The following is a 22,070-nucleotide window of genomic DNA, read 5'->3' as shown; positions in this document are numbered from 1 at the left end:
GCTAACCCCCAAGCATGGCAAGGTGTTTAGTTGCCCCAGTCAGTTTTTCATGTAAGTAATGGGTCGCTTTTTTATCACCAAGTAAAGCAACTATTTTTTCTTGTAATGGAGCGATATCATCACTTTGCAATTGTTCCCGCAATGATAAGCCTTCTTCACCAAATAAACATAAATGCAACTTACCGCTTGAGCTAATTCTTAAACGATTACAGCTATTACAAAAATCTTTGGCGTAGGGCATGATCAAGCCAACTTTACCTTGATAATCAGGGTGATAAAACTCTTGTGCCGGACCTGCTGATTTATTTTGAATAACAGGCAGCCAGCCATCAAGAATTAAATTCTGTTTGATGCGTGAACCTTGCACATGTTGTGAATCAAAAAAATCTTTATTATCACCGGTTTGCATTAACTCGATAAAACGTAAAGTGATAGGAGTATCTTTTAGCCAATCCAGGTAGCTTTGAATATCTCGGCCGCTGTATTCACGCATTAATACGGTATTAACTTTAATGGATGCTCTGCCATCAGCTAAGCCCATATCAATACCTTTGAGAATGGTCTTGAGTTTATCGTGCCCTGTTATGGCATGAAATTGACGAGGATCTAAGCTATCTATACTGATATTGATGGCATCAATGCCGGCATCTAACCAATGAGGCAAGTGGTCGGGTAATTTAAAACCATTACTGGTAATGGCTACTCTCTTTATACCGGGTGTTTCTTTACAAATTTGAATGATTTCAGGTAAGTCTTTCCGCAGAGCCGGCTCACCACCGGTAATGCGGATCTTCTCTGTGCCGAGCTCGGCGAAAGCTTTAGTTAAACGTTTGATTTCAGATAGTGATAAAAAATCACGTGGTTGATCACACTGATAACCATCAGGTAAGCAGTAAGTGCAGCTAAAATTGCACACGTCAGTAATGGATAGGCGTAGATAATAAAACCTACGGCCAAAATTGTCTGTTAACATGTCACCTTTCCAAATGTAGGGAGGCTAACGCGTTTCCTTGTTAACCCTGGCAACTAAAGCCCATTAAATACATGGACTTAGTTGCGGCATATCACAACATGAATACCTTCAATAAGCTGACTTAATTTAGCCGGAAAATACAGTAATGTTAGCTGTGATAGCTCGGTGTTATAAATAAAGTTCTGTTCAAATTTAGTATATACCCGCTTTACTTCAAGATGCAAGTTCAGGGAAACGCGGATATATTACTCTGCTGGCGATATGGTAATTTTTTTTGTTGACCTACTTATTGATCCTAATCAATAAAATTGCGCTTATATCGCTATTATTTGTGTGGCTAGTTAAGCGATACTAAATCAATAGCAAATGGATTGATTTATTGAGTGGTATTTTCTGAAGAGGCTTGCAAATTGGCCTAGTTTAGAGTGAAATTTATGGTACCAAGTAATTGTAATGTATCTAAGTGAGTTTTTATGTCTGATTGTTGTTCCGCTCCAGGGCTTTTACCTTTTGAACAAGCCTTAGCGAATATGCTAGCGCAAGTGTCACCGGTCACCGAAACACTAACCTTGTCCATTGAGCAAGCCCTGAACTATGTTTTAGCTCAAGAAATTACTAGTCCATTAAATGTCCCCCCTCATGATAACTCCGCTATGGATGGTTATGCTTTTTCGATTAATAGTTTAGCGGCTAATAAAACGCTAAGACTTGTTGGTCGTTCTATGGCCGGCGCACCTTTTCAAGGTGTTTGCCAGCCCGGAGAGTGTATTCGTATTATGACTGGGGCTAAAATGCCAACGTGTTGTGATTCGGTAGAGATGCAAGAAAACGTTAGCGCTGATGGAGAAAAAATTACTTTCTTAGCCGATAAAATTTTTGGCTCTCATGTACGTAATGCCGGTGAAGATATTAAACTCGGTCAACAAGTATTGCAATCTGGTCATAAGTTGACCGCGGTTGATATTGGTGTACTTGCGTCATTGGGAGTCGCTGAAGTTAAGGTTTATCGCAAATTAAAGGTGGCGTTAATTGCCACGGGAGATGAATTGAAACGACCAGGACAAGCACTGCGAGTTGGTGATATTTATGAGTCTAACAGTTTTGTCTTAGCCGCCATGTTGCAAAAGCTCGATATAGAGGTGATTGACTTTGGTATTATTGAAGATGACTTTCAGGCAATAAAAGCCGCTTTTATCAGTGCAGATAAACAAGCAGATGCAGTGATTTCTACTGGTGGTGTTTCGGTTGGCGATGCGGATTACACTAAAACTGTGCTGGATGAACTGGGCGAAATTGCTTTTTGGAAAATAGCGATGAAACCAGGTAAACCCTTTGCTTTTGGTAAGCTAAGCAATAGTTTATTTTTTGGTTTACCGGGCAATCCAGTATCCGCTTTAGTGACCTTTCATCAATTAGCTTTGCCGGCTTTAACTAAGATGCAAAATGCCCAGCCGTTAAAGCGTACCCATTTAAGGGTGAAATGCAGCAGTGACCTACGTAAATCTCCTGGGCGCATGGATTTTCAACGCGGTGTTTTATCTGTGAACGCACAAGGTGAAAATGTGGTCAGTTCAACTGGTGCGCAAGGCTCGGGTATCTTATCTAGCTTAGCTAAGGCTAACTGCTATATTATTTTGCCAAGTGCACAAGGTAAGGTACAAGCGGGTGAAATGGTACAAGTGCAATTATTTGATCAGTTTTTATAGTGACTATTTAGCACGCGGTACATTAAATAAAGCAACTATTGGCAAAGGTGCTAGTTTTACTATAGAGTACAAAAAATAAACAGAGTAGGTGGAGCAGGTAACCATGAAGCATCAACTAAGCTTTGCAACAGTCAATGTATTAAGTGATGGTATTGCTGAAATCATTATAACTGAGGGTATCGAAGTCTCAATGGAGATGCTTGACGAATTCGATGCTTTTATTAGTCAGCACCTGAGTGATCACTTTGCCTTACTGATCAATAAGCTACATAGTTATAAATTTACTTTTGAGGCCAAGATGAGTATGGCCTCACATGAAAAATTAATCGCCATTGCTGTGATTATATATAAAGCGGCAGACCACAAAATAATTGACGATGTGATGTCCCTGAGAGCGATAGACGATTTGAACTTAAAGGCGTTTTCAGCGTTAGAACTGGGCTGGCAGCAAGGTTATGATTGGCTGCAAGGTGAACTTAATTTATTGGTTATTTGATGTCAACGCTGTCAAGGGATAGTGCTAAATTTCAGGCTTGATAACTAAGAAAAGTTTAAAAATTAAATAAAAAAAGCGACTTAAATTTATTTAAGCCGCTTTTTTATATCACAACAAAGACTGTGAACTTATAGCTGAGCGAAACATTTATCCACAGCAACGAGTGTTTTTTCAATAATGTCATCACTGTGCGCCGTTGATAAAAAGCCGGTTTCAAAAGCCGATGGCGCTAAGTACACCCCTTCAGCTAGCATCAAGTGGAAGAAACGTTTAAACATCTCACCATCACATTGAGTGGCTTGTTCGAAGCTGGTGATAGGATTTTTGTCGTCGGTAAAGAAGAAGCCAAACATAGCGCCAACATAATTGACACTTAAGTTAATGCCGTTACGCTCAGCTGCGGCTTTAAAGCCCATGGCTAGCTTTTCCGTAGCAGCACTTAATTGTTGATGTTTATTACCTTTAGCTAATTCAGTTAATGATGCTAAGCCAGCAGCCATAGCAATTGGGTTACCTGATAAAGTCCCCGCTTGATATACCGGACCAACTGGCGCGATATAATCCATAATTTCTCGCTTGCCACCAAAAGCGCCGACTGGCATTCCACCACCGATAATTTTACCTAACGTGGTTAGGTCGGGTTTGATATTATAAAGCGCTTGAGCACCACCTAGTGCGACGCGAAAGCCAGTCATCACTTCATCAAAAATTAATACGCTAGCGTATTGATCACAAACCTCACGTAAACCTTGAAGAAACCCAGCGACAGGCGGAATACAATTCATGTTACCGGCAACTGGCTCGACAATAATACAAGCAATTTCATCGGCGTATTTAGCAAAAATTTCTTTTACTTGTTCTATATTGTTATAGCTAACCGTGAGGGTATGTTTAGCAAAATCTTTCGGGATACCTGGTGAATTAGGTACACCCATGGTCAAGGCACCTGAGCCTGCTTTTACTAACAATGAGTCAGCGTGACCATGGTAACAGCCTTCAAATTTTAGTATTTTATCGCGACCCGTATAACCACGGGCTAAACGGATAGCGCTCATGGTGGCTTCAGTGCCAGAGCTAACCATACGTAAAGATTCCATCGATGGCACTAACTCACGGACCTTTTCAGCCATGGTAATTTCAAGTTCGGTGGGTGCGCCAAAACTTAAGCCGTTTTTTGCGGTAGTAATAACGGCTTCAAGAATGGCTGGGTGGTTATGACCTAAGATCATTGGCCCCCAAGAACCAACATAGTCGATATAAGCTTTATCATCGGCATCATAAATATAAGCGCCTTGAGCACGTTTTATAAAACAAGGGCTACCGCCAACGCCATTGAAAGCACGTACTGGAGAGTTAACACCACCTGGGATTACCTTTTGAGCTTGTTCAAATAACTGTTCTGATTTATTCATAATTGCTTCTTCTAAAAGTTTAATCGATGTGCGTGGCACTTAAAGGTTTTTATTGGTATACCAGTTTACCGGTTTTTCATCATTGCTTACTTGGTCTGCAATACCTAAGGTTAATACTAGGAAATAGCCCATGCGCAGGCTAAATCCAGCATGGTAATTAAGTATTTTTATTGGTATACCAGTTGACCGGTTTTTCATCATTGCTTACTTGGTCTGCAATACCTAAGGGTAATACTCGGAAATAGCCCATGCGCAGGCTAAATCCAGCATGGTAATTAAGTGTTTTTATTGGTATACCAGTTTACCGGTTTTTCATAATTCGTTATTTGATCTTCAACACCTAAGGTTAAGGCAAATAAGGCCATGCGTACTAAAACACCATTTTGCGCTTGCCTAAAAATAGCTAGGTTATCTAAATCATTTAGGTCGGTATCAAGCTCATTAGCTTCTGGACGAGAATCTCGTGGTAATGGATGCATGATAACGGTATTTTCTTGACAATATTTCTGGTAGACACTTTTATTCAAACTGAAATGGCCACGATATAACTCAGCTTCATCTTTACTGGCAAAGCGTTCTTGCTGGATTCTGGTTTGATAAATTACGTCACAAGATAAATTACCTTCCATAGTTTCGGTTAACACCACTTCATGACCCGCATCACTTAACGTTGAGATGACACTATCAGGCATTTGTAGGGCCTTGGGTGCTACCATAGTGATTTTGACATTGTCATAGAGGCTGAGTAATTTAGATAAAGAATGTACTGTGCGGCCATGTTTCAAATCACCCATCAAGACAATATTTAAATCATCTAAGCCTTTATTAAAGTGCATCATTTCTGACTGAATAGTAAATAGATCCAGTAAAGCCTGAGTTGGGTGTTCATTAGCACCATCACCACCATTGATAACCGGGACCGTACTACCTAGCGCAAATTGATCTACTGAATGCATTTGTGGGTGACGCATGGTAATGACATCTGAGTAGCCGCTGATCACTTGCGCGGTATCAAATAAAGATTCACCTTTACTCAGCGATGAGTTTTCTTGACCAACGGTTTCACGGACAAATCCGCCCAATAAATTAAAAGCGGTACCAAAACTTACCCGGGTACGAGTGCTGGGTTCAAAAAATAAGTTACTTAATATGGCGCCTTCGAGTACATAACAACGTTTTTTTCGTGACGCATAAGGTGTCATTTGCGCAGAAATTTGCAAAATCTTTGCGATAGCTTCACGGTCAAATTGTGATACCGATAGAATATGCTTACCTTGAAATTTCATCATCTTGATTGCTTACATTGAAAGGAAAAAAATTTGCCAAGAATATAGCATAAAACCACCAATTTGCGAATGATATACCCGTTACCATTCAAATTGCTCGATTTCAGTGGGAATTAAAATGGCTTTAGGCAAGGGAAATAATTGAAGCATAGTCATTCTATGGTTTCATTATTTAACGCGGTATAAAGTCATTTTAAACCCATCGAAGAAGTGTTTGAGCAACATCACTTCATCGTTGCTGTAACTCATAATGGAACAACCATTATTTCATCACAGCGCCTTGAATTGAAATTGCTCAAGCACTCTGAAACATGCATCTTGAATGGTAACGGCTATAAACAATATTTTAACGGTCTGTCGGTGGCAAGCGGGAACTAAAAAAGGCAGATAAAACTGCCTTTTTATACTTGACAGTTAAATATTAACTTCGTCGACGCTTAAAGGGTAACAAGGTAAGTAGCAGCAACAGATAAGTTACGCTACCACCACTCGATTTAGTTGCTATCGGCGCAGGGGAAATAGAACTCGCTGGCGGTGTCTCTGGGGTGAAAACCACATTTCTTAGAGAGCCTTGATCTTTTCCTGCGCTAGTATTTTTATCTTTTAAGTAAAGCCAGGTTATTTGATGTTTTCCCTTAGCTAAATCAGGGATGGTTACCTTGACATAAGGGACTTCACCGGAAATAAAGTCGACTTGCTCACCGTCAATAATCAAATATAAGGTATCGAAAGGCTCTTCGGGGGCGTCGGTATTTTCTTCCGAGGAAACTGCCCAATCAAATGATAAGCTACCAGCACCAGAGAAAGTTAGCATAACAACGCTTTGCTGACCATCGCCAATATCACCGCTGATAATTGCTACTTCGCTATTATCAAGTAACCAAGATTGATCGCCACCACTAAACCAAAGTAGTTCAGTGGAGCCATTAGATAACTGCGTGTTAATGTCGTTATTTGCGGCAATTGCCTGTGCACTGATATAACTTTGACTGGTGGGGATATTGTCATCATTACTATGAATGATAATCCGCATTTTATGCTGACCAAGGGTTTTAGCATCAAAGGCAAGGGTAATGGTGCACTTTTGTTTTGCTGCTAAAGTATTACAGCTATTAGGAGTTAGACTAAAGCCACTACTGCCAATTTTGTCAATTATTAGGGTGAAAGTTAAATTAGCAGTTAACTCACTATTATTGCTGACGGTTAGCTGGGTTGTTTGTGCTGTGTGTTGTGGAGTAATGGCAAAGTCATAAGTTGGCTCAATGGCGATGCCTTTGCTGATACTGTTAATCCAGTCAGTAAATTTACCAACACGGGCGTAAACACCTGGAAATTCGGCATTGGCACAGCCGATACCGTAGCTAACGATACCAATTTGTTGCCAACCTTGATTGGTGTTAACTAATAATGGCCCGCCACTATCACCCTGGCATGAGCCTTTAGCGCCACCGACATAATTTGCACATATCATGCTGTCGGTAATACCTACTTGATGAGGTAAATAGTTAATACCTTCCAAGTCAGTATAAGCTTGCGCTAGTTTATCTTTACATTGCTCATTACTGAGCAAGTTGAGTTCAACTTGACGTAATTTATCAGGCTGGTCATTAGCGGGTTGTTCATCGTTTGGCCCATAAGCCGTTTGGTTCCCCCAACCGATAACCGTTACCGAGCTATTGGTGAGTGCTAATTGCCTACTAGTATCGTAATCAACAAGTTTAACTGCGACATGGCTAATTGTTTCGACCAGCTCAATCAAGGCAATATCATTATTAAAAGCGCTATCTTGATTATATTCTGGATGTATATAGATACGCTTAATGGCTTTGGCATTTTCAGCACCATTGCTTAAGTCGTATTCACCGACATTGACTTGTAGCAAGTTAATATCGGCATCTTCAACACAGTGAGCCGCGGTAAGTAGCCATTTATCACCAATAAAACTAGCGCCACAGCTAGCGCTTTGTACTATTTTCTGTTGCGCAGTAACATTAAGGCTGGCAATACTACCAAGTAGGTTCAGTAGCGTAGCACCATCGTCTTGGCTAATAGCTATAACAGGAATACTACCGGAAAAGTTATCGCCTAAGGTGCCATTAATAGCACCGTTAGTGTTGTTAAAGATAATTGCCCCTATGCCTCCGCCAGCTTGGCAATTATCCACCTTGACGGAAAAATCGATTTCACCCCGGGCAATTAAACATATTTTGTCAGCGGCTAAACTACATTGTTTATCGCCAAGACCACAATCGATTACAGCTGCACTTACTTGACCTGAGGGGCTATTGGAAAAAGGCGAACTATCATAGCCAGTACCAGCAACCTGTAAAGAGGTTATTACTTCATTATGGGTAGAGACTAAGGCTGCCATCCAAGGCCAGTCACCTTGGTTAGCAAGCTCACCACCAACAATCTTGGGCTTGGCTATTGGTACGGTCGATTGATTGCTGGCATTTGCTGTTACTAGCAGTGCAGTGAACGCTATACAAGCGCATAAAAAATACTTCATTAAATGTTCCCTAAGCTAAGAAAGTTAAAGTGCTAGTAACATCCTGTTTACATGTGGGCAGGCTATCCTATCTTGATTATAACTGCAATACCTGAAAAATCTTGCACCGTGCTAATAGTTTGCCTATTGATTTATGAGTCTTTGTTTATTAAACGGTTCGACGGTGAAAATCAGCCAGGTTTAACATAAGCTAAAATAATTACTGCCAATAATATAAGTACGGGAAGCTCATTAAAAATTCGATAGAAGCGTGCTGAGCGGGTATTTTTATCTTGGGCAAAGGTTTTCACTAATTTAAAACAATAGCCATGATAAACAAAGAGCACAGCCACTAAGCTCAATTTGATATGTAGCCATTTAGCGGCAACAAACCAGTCATATCCGTAAGCGTGGATTATTGCTAAGCCCATCACTAGGGTGAAAATGGCAAAAGGCGTAATAAAATACAATAAGCGTTTTTCCATGCCTTTTAGTTGCTGAGCAACGTCAGTTGACTTAGTTTCTGCATGATTGACAAATAAGCGTGGTAAATAAAAGATACCGGCAAACCAAGCGACCATAAAAAAAACGTGGAAGGCTTTAAGCCAGAGGATATTATTGATTAAAAACGTGTCCATTAATGGAGTTTTCCTTCTACCAAATAAATTCTAAGTTGTTCAAAGGTGACCAAGCCAATGCAGTCGTTAATATCTTTACCATAAATATATACCGCCCCTGAGCGTTGCTCTACTAAGGCTAAATAAGCTTCGGCCAAGGTTACTTGATGATTTAGTGGTATAAGCTTATGTAATATCAACTTTTTAGCAAGATTATCTTCAATGTTCTCAGCGTCATCATCAGCGATTTCCGCATCGAATTGCGCCCAATAATAGCTATTTATCTCTGTGGCTTGGCTCGACTCTTGGTTAATAATGAGTTGAGATTGATGACTACTGAGTAGCTCACCGATAATAGTGCGAGTACTTGCCTGCTCTAAAATCAATAAATTATCATTCATTACCGCCAAGACCCCAATATTTTGCAATGATTCTTCAATGGGCGGTTTGCGATAGGATAAGTTTTGCGCATCTAATTGCATGGTAAAAATGGACTCATTTTTACAAAGTTGTCGAGATACTATACTCGCGATAGTAATAACAATCATGGCGGGAACAACCAGCTCAAGTTGACTGGATAGCTCAACCACAGTAAGCAAGGCTGCAAGTGGCGCATTTAAGCTGGCAGCCATAAAACCTGCCATGCCCATAAGGATGAACTCACTGCCAAGGTGCTCACCGGGCAAAACTTGTATTAATAACGCACTTGCACAGGCACCTGCTATAGCTCCTATACCGAGTGTTGGTCCAATAATACCACCAGGTATACCTAAACCAAGAGCAAACATGGTCATTAATAATTTAGCGATAAGTAAGCTAAACAACAAACCTAGCGACAAGTTGCTCGTTAAGGAAATATCGATGGCACTGGTACCTGTGCCCATAGCGCCAGGGACTAAATAGCCTAAAATACCGGTAATAAAAGCGGCAAGCAATAAGCGTGGCACTATGTGGTATTTAACACTCAGTTTGATGATTAAAACAAGGTACTTATTAAATGCGGCCGCCAATATGCCTAAAACTATGGCTAGCAGCACTAAAGAAAAATAAGGGTATTGGTCAAGCGCTATGGGATGAAAGTATTCAAAATTATGACTGCTGCCAAAGACACTTCGGGTAATCAAGGAGCCGACGATAGCTGCAAGCATGACAGGCACAAAAATATGGACCTTGTATTCACGCATGATCACTTCCATAACAAAAATCACTGCGGCTATCGGGGTGTTAAATGTTGCTGCTATACCAGCGGCTATACCACAAGCACATAAGGTACGAACACTGTTATAAGGTAACTTTAACGCATTAGCCATATAGCTACTACATGCCGCACCAAGGTGTACGGCGGGTCCTTCACGACCAACAGAAAAACCAGACGCTAGTGCTACCGCACTACCCCAAAATTGGTTAAGGGTGTTTTTAAAGGGAATGACACCATGAGCCACTTTTAATCGATGCAGCACAAAGGGGATGCCAGTGCGTAAATATTTATAACCGGTAAGCCAACCAAAAAACAGGATAATAATGGCGCCTATTATAGGTAAATCAAAACGACTTAATTCATCTAAACTGCTATAGTTATCGCGTTTTATGAGGTAAAGCTGCTGGATCTCTTCGATAGTGAGGGTAAATAACACCACTAAAAAAGCGGAAGCGCAGCCACCAATTATGGCCAGCAAACAAATTTGCCAAGAGATTTTTGGCAAAGCTAGATGTTTTCGTATTGCGGCGATTGATATTATCATTACAGGATTATAATACTTTACAAATGAAATGGTTAGCAAAAATAAACCTTAGCGTCGTTGTTGAGCGCTTAGGCAGCTTTAAATCAGCTTTGTTTTTAGGCTCAGTGATCATTCTTTGCCTTTTTATCGGCTATCGTTTGGGAAATTATTACCATTATTTTCAAGTGACCAGCCTTGAACAACAAAAGCTTAGATTAGAACAGCTTTATCACCAGCAAGAACAGAGTATAGCGCGAATTCACTCATTAGAAGTTGAGTTAGCTGTTGAGCAACTTGCCAATGAACAAGTACAAAATTCACTTAAAATCGCCTCTAAGCAACAGTTTGAAGTGAAAAAACAGTTGGCCTTTTACGAAAAAATAATGGCACCCGAAAAGCAGGCGGCAGGCTTGTTAGTCGAGGAGGTAAAAATAACAGCCAGTAAAATTCCCAATCAATACCACTTTCAGGTGACCTTAGTGCAACAGCAATTAAAGCGGCGCTATAGTAAAGGCTATATTGACTTGGTTTTTGAAGGCTACGAAGGTGACAAACCAATAAAACTTAAGCTGGCCCAAGTTTCTCAGCTGAATAAGCAAGATGTAAAATTTAGTTTTCAATATTTTCAGATTATTAGTGGCAAATTTACCTTACCGGTTAATTTTATTCCGGAAAACGTCTTGGTCTCGGCAATATTAAGCAAATCTCGTTGGCAAAAATATGCTAAAAAAGATAAATATTTGCCCTGGTCGGTAAGTAAATAACCTAAACGCTGCATAAGCGCCACTTACTCAAGCTCACCTTTATTCATTTCTCTGCACTAAAACGTCGATAAATAGCCCGCTATTGATAAATTTTTTGCTTTGAGAATTGAATAAATTGAGCCATTGATTGGCTATGATAGCTATTTTAGTTGCTTGTTAATTTTTAGATTGATATAACTTGTTGATTTTACATAAATATAAACTAGTCATCATTCGTGATTTAGGTTAAATAGCTTTTGGTGGTTATTTGCGAATAATACTTGATTAAATTAGTCAGGTTTAAGATAATTAACTTTGTTTCAATCCATCGCTTTATAGCGTATTTTTTCGTACTTTATTGTACTAAGTAGAGCACCATGTCAAACCCTGAATTTCCCATTAAATTTACCGATGCAGCGGCAACTAAAGTCCTTTCGTTAATCACAGAAGAAGAAAATCCTGCTCTTAAGCTACGTGTATATGTTACCGGTGGTGGTTGTTCAGGTTTTCAATATGGCTTCACCTTTGATGAAAAAGTGAATGATGGAGATATGACTATTGAAAAGCAAGGTGTTGTTATGGTGGTAGACCCTATGAGTTTACAATACCTTGTTGATGGCGAAGTTGACTATCTTGAAAGTTTAGAGGGCAGTCGTTTTGTAGTAAACAATCCAAATGCAACAACTACTTGTGGTTGCGGTTCATCATTTTCTATCTAGGCTATTAGTTAGATAAATTTACCCCTCTAGCATAGTCGAGACTAAATTTCGTAGCTATTTAATACCGACACCATGCCTAGATTAGTGTCGGCATGGTCATATTTTCTCACCTAAGACGGTATTGCTCTCAATGCCAATAGTCAGCTATTGGCCAATTGAGAGATTTGTCCTGAATTGATTTCTAAGCACAACAAGAACACCAACGTAATGAAAGGTCTAGCCTTCCATCAGTAACATTTCGATGATTTGCTGCATATCCAGATCAAATTCTTCCGCTGTGACACCCCTAACAATGAAATCATCGCTCATTGACAGGTCAATTTCTTGCTTATTGAGAAAATGATGGTGTTTGACGCTATAAAAGGAGTGAACCTGTGGGTTGGTCGGATCGTTATCATTACGATATTTAACCAAAGCAAGTTTGTTTGATTTTAATTGCACTAAAGAGCCGATTGGAAATACGCCAATGCACTTGATAAATTGATCAACCAAACTACTATCTAACTGCTCTTGTTTAGCTAATTCTCGTAAAATGGCAAAGGCTTTACCATGGGTATAGCCTTCTTTATAAACACGTCTAGCGGTTAAGGCATCAAAAATATCACAAATGGTGATCATACGGCCATATTGGCTAATATCATCACCCGAAACTTGAAAAGGGTAACCGCTACCATTTAATTTCTCGTGATGTAGGGCGGCTACTTCAAGACTCAATGCACTTACCCCCGCGGTTGCTGTAATGATATCGATGGAATGATTGGCATGAGTTTTCATGATGGTAAATTCATCATCGGTTAATTTACCTGGTTTATTGAGGATCTCATCGGGTATTTTTATTTTGCCAATATCATGAAGAAATGCGCCAATAGATAATTGTTCAATAATGTCTCTATCTAAGCCTAAATAACGTGAAAATAGTGTGATATAAACGGCAACAGCAACAGAATGTTCCAAGAGGTATTCATCTTTTTCTCGAATATTTAACATACAAGCAAGGGAGTCAGGGCTATTAAATATGGCATCGATAGACTTATTGGTAATTTCAATTACCGGCAATAAATCAAGGCTGCTACCACTGAGGGCGTCATTGAACAATTTTTGCTGAATTACTTTAGATTGGTTAAAAATTTCTTGTGCCTGTTTAAGATCTCGCAAGTTATTTTTCGAGGGTTTGGCAAGTAGAGGCCCAGCTTCTGTACCGCTCGGTGTTATTGTTTTACTCTCGTCAATGAGTACACAATAAACCTTTTTACTTTTAAGGTGGTTAATGACCGCTTTGCTTTTAATGTGTCCGGCGGCAGTTAAAGAGAAGTTATTCGCTTGGTGAATAATTTTTACCACATAATGGCCAACAGTTAACTCAGCAAGTTTTTTTTCAATTAGCATATTTAGGCGCCGTTATTTAGGGGGAGTATTTCAACATAAGTGATTCGGGGAATTTAGGATGTTAGCGGGTGTTTGCTCAATAATACTAGCCATACTTAAGCACTTATTCAATTTTATTACCCGTTTAAAATATGAACTTGGCGTTAAAGTTGCTTTACAATACCAGCTTAGTGCAATAAATTTCATACTTAGCGCTTACTGGCCGATATAGGGTGGTAAGCCGGTTTAGCCTAGTTAGGATTATTATGCGTCTGTTATTTTTGTTGTTGCTCTTTTTAGTCAGTGCTCTATTTATTATGCCATCAGCTATTGCTGTGACTAAAAATATGCAAGCAGTGCAGATTTATACTGATAATCTATTGCTTGATTTAATAAAAGATAACAAACATTTAAGTCAAGTAGTGTTAGATGAATGTCAGTTAGTGCAAGATATTGAAGCTCGCGCTAATAAAGCTAAAATGCCCTCATACCAATTTTTATGGGGTGATATGTTAGCCTATGGTGTCTGTGTCAAAAAAGACATTCCCTTAGGTTTACACTATATGCATCTCGCAGCTGATCAGGGCTTAGCGGAAGGCTTAGAACAATTAGGTCGCTATTACCATATTGGTAAATTTATGCAGGTTGATATTGAACGTGCCATTGTTTATTTAAAAACTGCGGCAAGTTTAAATAACTTGGCCGCACAAATGCGTTTAGCGGGTTTATACCAACAGGACTTTGGTAGCCCGTTAGATTACCCAGCATTGTATTCTCAATTACATCATTCTTTAACCGATGATAAAGCAACCCATAAAAAAATCAGTGAGTTACTGGCGGTACTTGCCAGTAAAATGCCCGATAAAGTGGTCGAACAAGCGAAAAACACCAGCTATACCAATTAGGCATTAGTGTTATACCATTCAGCATAAAGAAGTGTTCACTTTCTTATACTGATTGGTATTAAGCTGCTTATTTAAACTTTATGGTATACTGGCAAGCAGTTATCCTTAAATACTGACCCTTTATAGTGACCTATAACGATCCACACGCTAAACGCGAAGCTAAAAAATACGATAAGCCAGTTGCCTCACGCGAATTATTGCTATCAATCATCGAAAAATGCTCGCCACCACCCAGTTTTAATAGCCTGCTTAAAACACTAAAGTATGATGAAGAATACCAACTTATTGGTTTAAAACGTCGTTTACGCGCTATGGAAAATAGTGGTCAGTTAATTTTTAATAAATTTAAACAATACGCCTTGCCGGAAAAAAATAGCCTGTTAACCGGCAAAGTTATTGGCCATAGGGACGGTTTTGGTTTCTTTTCTCCGGATGATTCATCAATAACAGATAAAAAGGGCAAAGACTTTTATATTTCGTCCCATGAAATGCAGCGTGTTTTTCATGGTGATATTGTCCAAGCTATTTTGGTTGACCGTACCGATCGTAAGGGTCGTAAAGAAGTCAAAATCATTGAGGTTATTGAACCAAGAAAAGCGCCAATAGTAGGGCGCTTATATATTGATCACCATGTTTGTTCGGTTGTCGCTGAAGACAGTAAGATTAAACAAAAAGTGTTAATCGACCCACAAGCAAAACTGGGTGCTCGCCACGGTCAAATGGTGGTGGTGGAATTAGTACAAAGACCAACTAGACGTTCCCAAGCTATTGGTAAAGTTATTGAAGTGTTAGGGGATCATCTAGCGCCAGGCATGGAAATCGAAATCGCCTTACGTGCTCATGATCTACCACATCAATTCTCTCATACGGTACAAGCCGAAGTTGCGGGTATTGCGGATGAGGTTGAAGAGTCAGCTAAACTGCCACGCAAAGACCTACGTGATTTACCCCTAGTGACCATTGATGGTGAAGATGCCCGGGATTTTGATGATGCGGTCTATTGTCAGCCGAAAAAATCCGGTGGTTGGCGCTTATGGGTTGCTATTGCCGATGTCAGTTATTATGTAAAAGATGGTACTGCCTTAGACGATGAGGCCATCTCTCGGGGGAATTCGGTCTATTTTCCCAGCCAAGTTATTCCTATGTTGCCAGAGAAACTCTCTAATGGTTTATGTTCACTAAAACCGGATGTCGACCGTTTATGTATGGTCTGTGAAATGACGGTGAGCGCGGCGGGGAAATTATCAGGCAGTAAGTTTTATCCAGCAGTGATGCGTTCGCACGCCCGTTTTACTTACACTAAAGTCGCCGCTATTCTTGACGGAGATGAAGCGCTTTGTCAAGAATTTCAAAGCTTAGTGCCTGATTTGAAAAATCTTGAAGACATGTATCACGCGCTAAGCGATGCCCGTCTTCAGCGTGGCGCCATCGCTTTTGAAACCCAAGAGTCTATTTTTATCTTTAATGAAGATAAAAAAATACAAAGTGTTGAGGCACTTATTCGCAATGATGCTCATAAAATCATTGAAGAATGTATGATCTTGGCCAACGTAGCGACAGCAAAATTTATTGAAAAGCATGAAATTCCTGGCCTATTCCGTGTCCATGAAAAACCCAATGAAGACAAGTACCGTAACTTTATTACTTACTTAAATGAGCTGGGTTTATCAATGCCGGTAAAAGAAGAGCCAGAGCCAAGAGATTATGGTGAAATCCTTGCGAAAGTGGCAGGTCGTCCGGATCAAGAGCTTATTCAAACCATGTTATTACGCTCAATGCGCCAAGCGGTTTATCAAAGTGATAACGAAGGACATTTTGGTTTAGCGCTGCCCTCATACAGTCATTTTACCTCCCCTATTCGTCGCTACCCTGATTTAGTGGTGCATCGAGTGATTAAGGCTATTCTTGAAAAAGAAGCAAAAAATGCTGCTAACCAAGGCTTTTATCAATACTCATTGGCAGAAGTGATTGAGCTGGGCGAACATTGCTCTATGACCGAGCGACGCGCCGATGAAGCTACTCGCGATGTTGCTGATTGGCTCAAATGTGAGTTTATGCAAGACCATGTTGGTGATAGCTTTAACGGCGTTATTTCAACGGTTACTAACTTTGGTTTGTTTGTTCGTTTACAAGATTTACATATTGAAGGTTTAGTTCATATCACTTCTCTTGGCCGTGATTTTTATCATTATGATGATGTCCGTATGTGTTTAACGGGTGAAAATAGTGGCAATAAATTCCGTGTTGGCGATGAAATCCGCGTGCAGGTTGCCGCGGTTAATCTAGATGAAAAGAAAATAGACTTGCGACTTGATGGTGTTGATTCTGATAGTGAAAATAAAGGCTCTTCGCGCGCTAAAAGTAAGTCTACAGGAAAATCTAAAGGTAAGGGCGCTAGGCGCTCAACGGAAAAATCAACTGAGGCCAAGTCAACAGCTAGCTCGGGTGATCGCGCCAGTAAAGCCAAAAAAAGTAAAACTAAAGGCAAGTCTAAAGGCTCTGCAAAAGAAAAGCCAAAAGAGAAGAGTAAAGTGAAAAAGCGCAGTGCCCGTAAAAAACGCCCAGGGAAAAATGCCCGCAAGAGTACCAAGAGCAATACCACAACATAGTGAAATAAACCCTATTACTTCGGTTATTAATTTAAAGACAGAGAAAGATCATGGCAAAAAATGAAGAGTTAGTTTTTGGTATTCATGCAGTTAATGCCTTAATAAACGTAGCACCAGAGCGTTTTATTGAAATTTGGCTATTAAAAGGTCGTGAAGATGATCGCATGATGCCAATCATAAACTTAACTCGTAAATACGGTATTGGTACTCAATTGGTCAGTCGTAAAGTACTGGATGAAAAAAGTGAAGGTGAACAGCACCAAGGCGTAGTTGCTCGTGTTAGACCCGGAAAAGTCTATAACGAAAATGATCTAGATGACATTTTACAAGCCGCAGAGAAAAAAGGTGTTCCGCCATTTCTGCTTATCTTAGATGGTGTAACCGATCCACATAATCTAGGTGCTTGTTTACGTAATGCTGATGCTGCTGGCGTACAAGCCATTATAGTACCAAAAGACAATGCCGCACAAATAACCCCAACCGTGCGTAAAGTTGCCGTCGGAGCGGTAGAGAGTGTGCCTTTAGTGCAAGTCACTAACTTATCAAGAACGATGAAATACCTGCAACAGCAAGGTGTATGGATTGTTGGCACTGCCGGGGAAACTGACACTTGTTTATATGATGTCAAACTTTCTGGTCCTATGGCACTGGTTATGGGCGCAGAAGGTAAAGGTATGCGCCGATTGACTCGTGAAAATTGTGATCAATTAGTTAAGTTGCCTATGGCTGGGAGTGTTTCTAGTTTGAATGTATCAGTGGCAACAGGCATTTGTTTGTTTGAAATGGTACGCCAACGTTTAGTTTAATGGTGGCGTCACTAAGGACGGTGAATCTTTATAAAAGGGAACTTTATTGATAAAAAAGGCTTATTGTTGATAACAATAAGCCTTTTTATTGGATCTGTTTTCTCAGTCAGTATTTTACTGAGAAGTTTTAATTAACGCGAACTCGGCTTCATGGCTCTTCATTACCTTAAGCCGAGTTGAGGTTATTTATAGTAGCTTAAACATTTCTCTACTTCGTTTCTAGAGCCCATAATAACTTCAACACGTTGATGTATGCTATCGGGTTCAATATCCATAATACGGCCTTGACTAGTCATGGCTAAACCGCCAGCTTGTTCAAGTAAAAATGCCATAGGATTGGCTTCATACATTAAACGTAGCTTGTATGGTTGCTCTGCTTTTCTGCTATCAGCTGGGTAAGTGAAAATACCACCGCGACATAATACTCGATGAATATCACCCACCATGGCAGCAATCCAGCGCATATTAAAGTTCTTACCACGTGGACCGGTATCACCAGCGAGTAAATCACTAATGTAGTTTTGCATTGGTGCTTGCCAAAAACGTTGGTTTGACATGTTAATGGCAAATTCTTGCGTATCAGCAGGAACTTGTACATTACGCTCTACCAATAAGAAGGCACCATGAGTTTTGTCTAAGACATAAAAGTGTGTACCACTACCTGTGGTCATCACTAACATAGTTGATGGGCCATAAAGCACATAACCAGCACAAACTTGGCTATTACCTGCTTGTTTGAACATATCATCATCACCAGCAGCAATATCTGTAGGTGCTTCATGAATGGAGAAAATAGTACCAATTAATGAATTGATATCGATGTTCGAGCTACCATCAAGGGGATCAAAAGAAACAATATATTTACCGTTTTCATCACCAGCAACTGAATGGTCTTCTTCTTCTGATGAAATGGCTTTAACAAAACCAGACTCAAGTAAGATATCTTTAAATAAATCATTAGCAATCACATCTAGTTTTTTCTGCACTTCACCTTGAATGTTTTCATCCAGGGTTGAGCCCATGACATCACCTAAGTGGCCTTGGCTAACACGAAACGAAATCTCTTTCGTGGCAGCTAAAATAGTTTTTATTAATGAAATTAAATCAAGAGGTACATTGTCTTGACGTAAAGCTGGGGCTAGTCGTTGCATTAGGTTACCTAAATTACTTTTAAAGTTGATTGGCTAAGTTTGAATTAGTTTGGCGGTATCTATTTACCCGGGAACAAGGCAAATTTTACCGACTAATATCTAAGAAAAGTCGTCTCATGTTTCATCTAATCATTTGAAGCGACTTATATGCCGGTACCGTTGAAAGAGCACTTTGCAACATGCATCTTGATTGGTAGCGGCTATTTATACCCGTAACCATTCAATATGCATGTTTCAGAGTGCTTGAGCAATTTCAATGCAAGGCGCTGTGATGAAATAATGGTTGTTCCATTATGAGTTACAGCAACGATGAAGTGATGTTGCTCAAACGCTTCTTCGATGGGTTTAAATTGACTTTATACCGCGTTAAATAATTAAACCATAGCATGACTATGCTTCAATTATTTTCCTTGCCTAAAGCCATGTTAATTCCCACTGAAATCGAGCACTTTGAATGGTGACGGGTATATTATAGCAAGTTTGTCCTTTGCTTTAACATGCCTAACGGGATTAATTTAAAGGTTTTGCTATACTTCTCTGGTTTTTAAACGGCTAAAACTGAAGCGTTTTAATATTCCCGGGTTGGCTAGTACCACCAAATTACCCGCTAACATTAAGCCTAAGCCAATAAAAGTATAACTATCCCAAGTAAAACCTTCGACCACGCTTGAAATAACCACGGCAACGGCAGGAAACATAATGGTCGTATAAGATGCTTTATGAGCGCCAATACGCGCCAGCAAGGTTAAGTAACAACCAAAAGCGATAACTGAACCAAATATTGATAAATATAATAATGAACTAATATAGGGCAGGGTATAAGAAAAGTTAAACTCTTGACCTTGAATAAGTGCTACTACTAACATAAATAAACAGCCATATAACATACCCCAAGCAGTGGCAGGTAGTACCGGCATATTATTGTGTTGATTTTTAATCGAGATCATGTTGCCGGTCGAAGCAAAGATAACACCAATGAAACACAAGCCTAAGCCTAATAAGGTATTGTCAGCAAATTGTACATGGCTTATTTGTGGCCAAAATAGCGTAATAATGCCGACTAAACCGAGGGCGCCACCAAGATAAACTTGGCTGGGAATACGGGTTTTAAACCAAAGGCGAGCATTAAGTATATTGACTATCATTAGGGTCGAAAAAGCAATACTAGTCAGTGCTGAATTAATATATGTTTGCGCGTTATAAAGTAAATAGTAGTTACAGCCAAATAAGGTCAAACCGAAAGCGAATAGTTGCACATGTTGTTTGGCAGAAAATGACAGCGGTAATTTTTTAACACGACAATAAGCAAACATGACTAACGCAGCAAAACCAAAGCGATAAACAATAGACACTTCAGCAGCTACCTCACCTAATTGATAATTAATAGCGATCCAAGTTGAGCCCCAAATAATTACCGTAATTATATATAAAACACTATTGCTCATTAATTTCACACCCTATAACTGAGAACTAACTGGATAAAAGTGACATTGTAATGATAATTTGATGTAATGACATATACAGAAAACTGAAAATGTAACCTATACAGTTTGCGCTTATAATCAAGGCGTATATTATGAGAAACAGATGAAGTTATTAGACAAAAGTTCTTCGGCATATTTGTATCAGCAAGTAATTGATTTTATCGAACACCAGCAAAAAATTGGTGCGTTGCAACCAGGTGATAAATTGCCTAGTTTACGAAAATTAAGCCGTCAGTTCGAAATCAGTGTGCCAACAGTGAAACAAGCATATATTGAATTAGAGCGACAAGGGCGGGTAAGTGCCAAGCCACAATCGGGTTATTATCTACAAGCGGCGCAAGCAAGAACATTAAAACCCAGGCCAGCCAAATGGTCACAATGCAAACCAGCAGAAGTAAAAGGGCGCAGCATGATCGAGCAAGTTCATGCCGCCGTGCATTTACCTAATACAGTCGCCTTGGGCATCTCTAATCCTATTCAGGCACACCCACCCGACAAGACCCTTGCCAGATTAATGCGCTCGGTGTTAAGTAAAGTATCAGAAAAAGCAGTGAGTTATGGCCCAGTTACCGGTGATGCCAAGTTACGTATGCAGCTGGCATTCAGGTATCAAGATCAAGGTGTTGATATACATCCAGATGATATTGTTATCACTAATGGTGCCCAAGAAGCATTATCTATTGCGCTGCAATGTGTCGCCCAACGTGGAGATATTATTGCCATCGAATCGCCGTGTTTTTTTGGCATTATCGAATTGATTGAAACCTTAGGCATGAAAGCCTTAGAAGTCTATACCTGTACCGAAGACGGTGTTGGTTTTGATGAGTTATCACAGGCCATTGGCCAACATAAGATAGCCGCCTGTTTATTTTCTACGGCAATAAATAATCCGCTTGGTTCAATGAAATCGGATGAGCAACGTCAAGCTATGGTGATGCTGTTAGAGCAGCATAATATCCCCTTGATTGAAGATGATGTTTATAGCGAAATATATTTTACCGACAAAAAGCCAAAACCGGCTCAGCTTTACTCTGAAAAGGGTCTAGTGATGACGTGTTCGTCGTTTTCAAAAACCGCCGCACCAGGTTATCGTATTGGTTGGTTATTGCCTGGTAAATTTGAAGAGCAGGCCAAACGTATTAAGCGGGCACAATCCTGTTCTACCTCAATGTTACAGCAGTGGACCTTAAATGAGTATTTACTCAGTGGCGATTATGATCGCCACCTTTGTGTCTTACGCAAGACCCTAGCGTATAACTGTGAACGCATGCGGGCGTTAATTGCGGAACACTTTCCTAAAGAGGTGTGTATTTCAAAACCCCAAGGGGGCAGTGTACTTTGGCTGCGTTGTCAATCACATGTCAATACCGGTGAGTTTTTTCAACAGGCGTTAGCCCAAGGGGTAAGTTTTGCCCCAGGAGCAATATTTTCACCCTCAGGTAAATATCAAAACTACATGCGAGTCAGCTTTGGCGTGAAATGGGGCGAGGAGGTTGAAACGGCGATTAAAACATTAGGTGCATTGGTGTTTGAATTCACTAGTCAGCAAAAACAACCGCACAGCAAAACAGCCAAGTTGGTATAAGGGT

18 protein-coding genes and 1 riboswitch are annotated in these 22,070 nt (G+C 40.0%); of the genes, 8 read left to right on the top strand and 10 right to left on the bottom strand.

Annotated features, from left to right (window positions below):
* Nucleotide 1: 1 nt before the first annotated feature.
* Nucleotides 2-973 (bottom strand): GTP 3',8-cyclase MoaA, encoded by a 972-nt coding sequence (gene moaA, locus ASU03_RS16155; protein WP_057832798.1) that lies wholly within the window; start codon nt 971-973, stop codon nt 2-4.
* Nucleotides 960-1,153: riboswitch (molybdenum cofactor riboswitch) on the bottom strand. (Overlaps the previous gene by 14 nt.)
* Before the next feature lie 293 nt (nt 1,154-1,446).
* Between moaA and moeA the strand changes: the two genes are divergently transcribed.
* Together moeA and ASU03_RS16145 are read left to right on the top strand one after the other, a co-directional pair.
* The gene (gene moeA, locus ASU03_RS16150; RefSeq protein WP_057832797.1) at nt 1,447-2,679 is read left to right on the top strand and encodes a molybdopterin molybdotransferase MoeA; all 1,233 of its coding nucleotides are present in this window, start codon (nt 1,447-1,449) and stop codon (nt 2,677-2,679) included.
* 103 nt (nt 2,680-2,782) lie between these two features.
* A complete protein-coding gene (locus tag ASU03_RS16145; protein WP_057832796.1) occupies nt 2,783-3,175 on the top strand; it encodes a hypothetical protein in 393 nt (130 codons plus the stop codon).
* Between the two features lie 128 nt (nt 3,176-3,303).
* Here the strand turns inward: ASU03_RS16145 and hemL are convergent, their stop codons facing one another.
* The 6 genes from hemL to ASU03_RS16120 form a co-directional block, all read right to left on the bottom strand.
* A complete protein-coding gene (hemL, locus tag ASU03_RS16140) occupies nt 3,304-4,587 on the bottom strand; it encodes a glutamate-1-semialdehyde 2,1-aminomutase (protein WP_057832795.1) in 1,284 nt (427 codons plus the stop codon).
* A 39-nt stretch (nt 4,588-4,626) separates the two neighbouring features.
* Nucleotides 4,627-4,788: a hypothetical protein gene (locus ASU03_RS20855; protein WP_157465934.1), complete on the bottom strand. Its 162-nt coding sequence runs from the start codon at nt 4,786-4,788 to the stop codon at nt 4,627-4,629.
* Between the two features lie 74 nt (nt 4,789-4,862).
* Nucleotides 4,863-5,876, bottom strand: coding sequence for an aspartate carbamoyltransferase (locus ASU03_RS16135; protein WP_197411264.1), 1,014 nt, complete (start codon nt 5,874-5,876; stop codon nt 4,863-4,865).
* A gap of 418 nt (nt 5,877-6,294) precedes the next feature.
* Nucleotides 6,295-8,382, bottom strand: a complete 2,088-nt coding sequence (locus ASU03_RS16130; protein ID WP_057832794.1) for a trypsin-like serine protease — start codon at nt 8,380-8,382, stop codon at nt 6,295-6,297.
* A gap of 170 nt (nt 8,383-8,552) precedes the next feature.
* Nucleotides 8,553-8,999, bottom strand: coding sequence for a protoporphyrinogen oxidase HemJ (gene hemJ, locus ASU03_RS16125; protein WP_057832793.1), 447 nt, complete (start codon nt 8,997-8,999; stop codon nt 8,553-8,555).
* Nucleotides 8,999-10,720 (bottom strand): chloride channel protein, encoded by a 1,722-nt coding sequence (locus ASU03_RS16120; protein ID WP_057832792.1) that lies wholly within the window; start codon nt 10,718-10,720, stop codon nt 8,999-9,001. Before ASU03_RS16120 ends, hemJ begins: the two co-directional genes overlap by 1 nt.
* Nucleotides 10,721-10,743: 23 nt before the next feature.
* Between ASU03_RS16120 and ASU03_RS16115 the strand changes: the two genes are divergently transcribed.
* Nucleotides 10,744-11,463 carry a DUF6776 family protein gene (locus ASU03_RS16115; protein ID WP_231731612.1) on the top strand — a complete coding sequence of 240 codons (720 nt, stop codon included), beginning with the start codon at nt 10,744-10,746 and terminating at the stop codon, nt 11,461-11,463.
* A 356-nt stretch (nt 11,464-11,819) separates the two neighbouring features.
* Nucleotides 11,820-12,161, top strand: coding sequence for an iron-sulfur cluster insertion protein ErpA (gene erpA / locus ASU03_RS16110; RefSeq protein ID WP_057832791.1), 342 nt, complete (start codon nt 11,820-11,822; stop codon nt 12,159-12,161).
* Nucleotides 12,162-12,377: 216 nt separating this feature from the next.
* Here the strand turns inward: erpA and ASU03_RS16105 are convergent, their stop codons facing one another.
* A complete protein-coding gene (locus tag ASU03_RS16105; RefSeq protein WP_057832790.1) occupies nt 12,378-13,547 on the bottom strand; it encodes an HD-GYP domain-containing protein in 1,170 nt (389 codons plus the stop codon).
* A 245-nt stretch (nt 13,548-13,792) separates the two neighbouring features.
* On the opposite strand from ASU03_RS16105, the gene ASU03_RS16100 reads away from it, so the two are divergent.
* The 3 genes from ASU03_RS16100 (at nt 13,793) to rlmB (ending at nt 17,846) form a co-directional block, all read left to right on the top strand.
* A complete protein-coding gene (locus tag ASU03_RS16100; RefSeq protein WP_057832789.1) occupies nt 13,793-14,431 on the top strand; it encodes a tetratricopeptide repeat protein in 639 nt (212 codons plus the stop codon).
* 125 nt (nt 14,432-14,556) lie between these two features.
* Nucleotides 14,557-17,040, top strand: a complete 2,484-nt coding sequence (gene rnr / locus ASU03_RS16095; protein WP_057832788.1) for a ribonuclease R — start codon at nt 14,557-14,559, stop codon at nt 17,038-17,040.
* A 50-nt stretch (nt 17,041-17,090) separates the two neighbouring features.
* Nucleotides 17,091-17,846 (top strand): 23S rRNA (guanosine(2251)-2'-O)-methyltransferase RlmB, encoded by a 756-nt coding sequence (gene rlmB, locus ASU03_RS16090; RefSeq protein ID WP_057832787.1) that lies wholly within the window; start codon nt 17,091-17,093, stop codon nt 17,844-17,846.
* A 182-nt stretch (nt 17,847-18,028) separates the two neighbouring features.
* Here rlmB and ASU03_RS16085 read toward each other — a convergent pair whose 3' ends face one another.
* Both ASU03_RS16085 and ASU03_RS16080 read right to left on the bottom strand, forming a co-directional pair.
* Nucleotides 18,029-18,997 carry a class 1 fructose-bisphosphatase gene (locus ASU03_RS16085; protein ID WP_057832786.1) on the bottom strand — a complete coding sequence of 323 codons (969 nt, stop codon included), beginning with the start codon at nt 18,995-18,997 and terminating at the stop codon, nt 18,029-18,031.
* Nucleotides 18,998-19,524: 527 nt separating this feature from the next.
* Nucleotides 19,525-20,442, bottom strand: coding sequence for a DMT family transporter (locus ASU03_RS16080; RefSeq protein ID WP_057832785.1), 918 nt, complete (start codon nt 20,440-20,442; stop codon nt 19,525-19,527).
* A gap of 142 nt (nt 20,443-20,584) precedes the next feature.
* Between ASU03_RS16080 and ASU03_RS16075 the strand changes: the two genes are divergently transcribed.
* Nucleotides 20,585-22,066, top strand: a complete 1,482-nt coding sequence (locus tag ASU03_RS16075; protein WP_057832784.1) for an aminotransferase-like domain-containing protein — start codon at nt 20,585-20,587, stop codon at nt 22,064-22,066.
* The last annotated feature ends 4 nt before the right edge of the window (nt 22,067-22,070 follow it).

Origin of the sequence: Colwellia sp. TT2012, assembly GCF_001440345.1 — a bacterium.
In the GTDB taxonomy this organism is placed as follows: Bacteria; Pseudomonadota; Gammaproteobacteria; order Enterobacterales; family Alteromonadaceae; genus Colwellia.
Note: the sequence above shows the minus strand (reverse complement) of the source record. Positions and strands in the feature narration are given on the sequence as shown.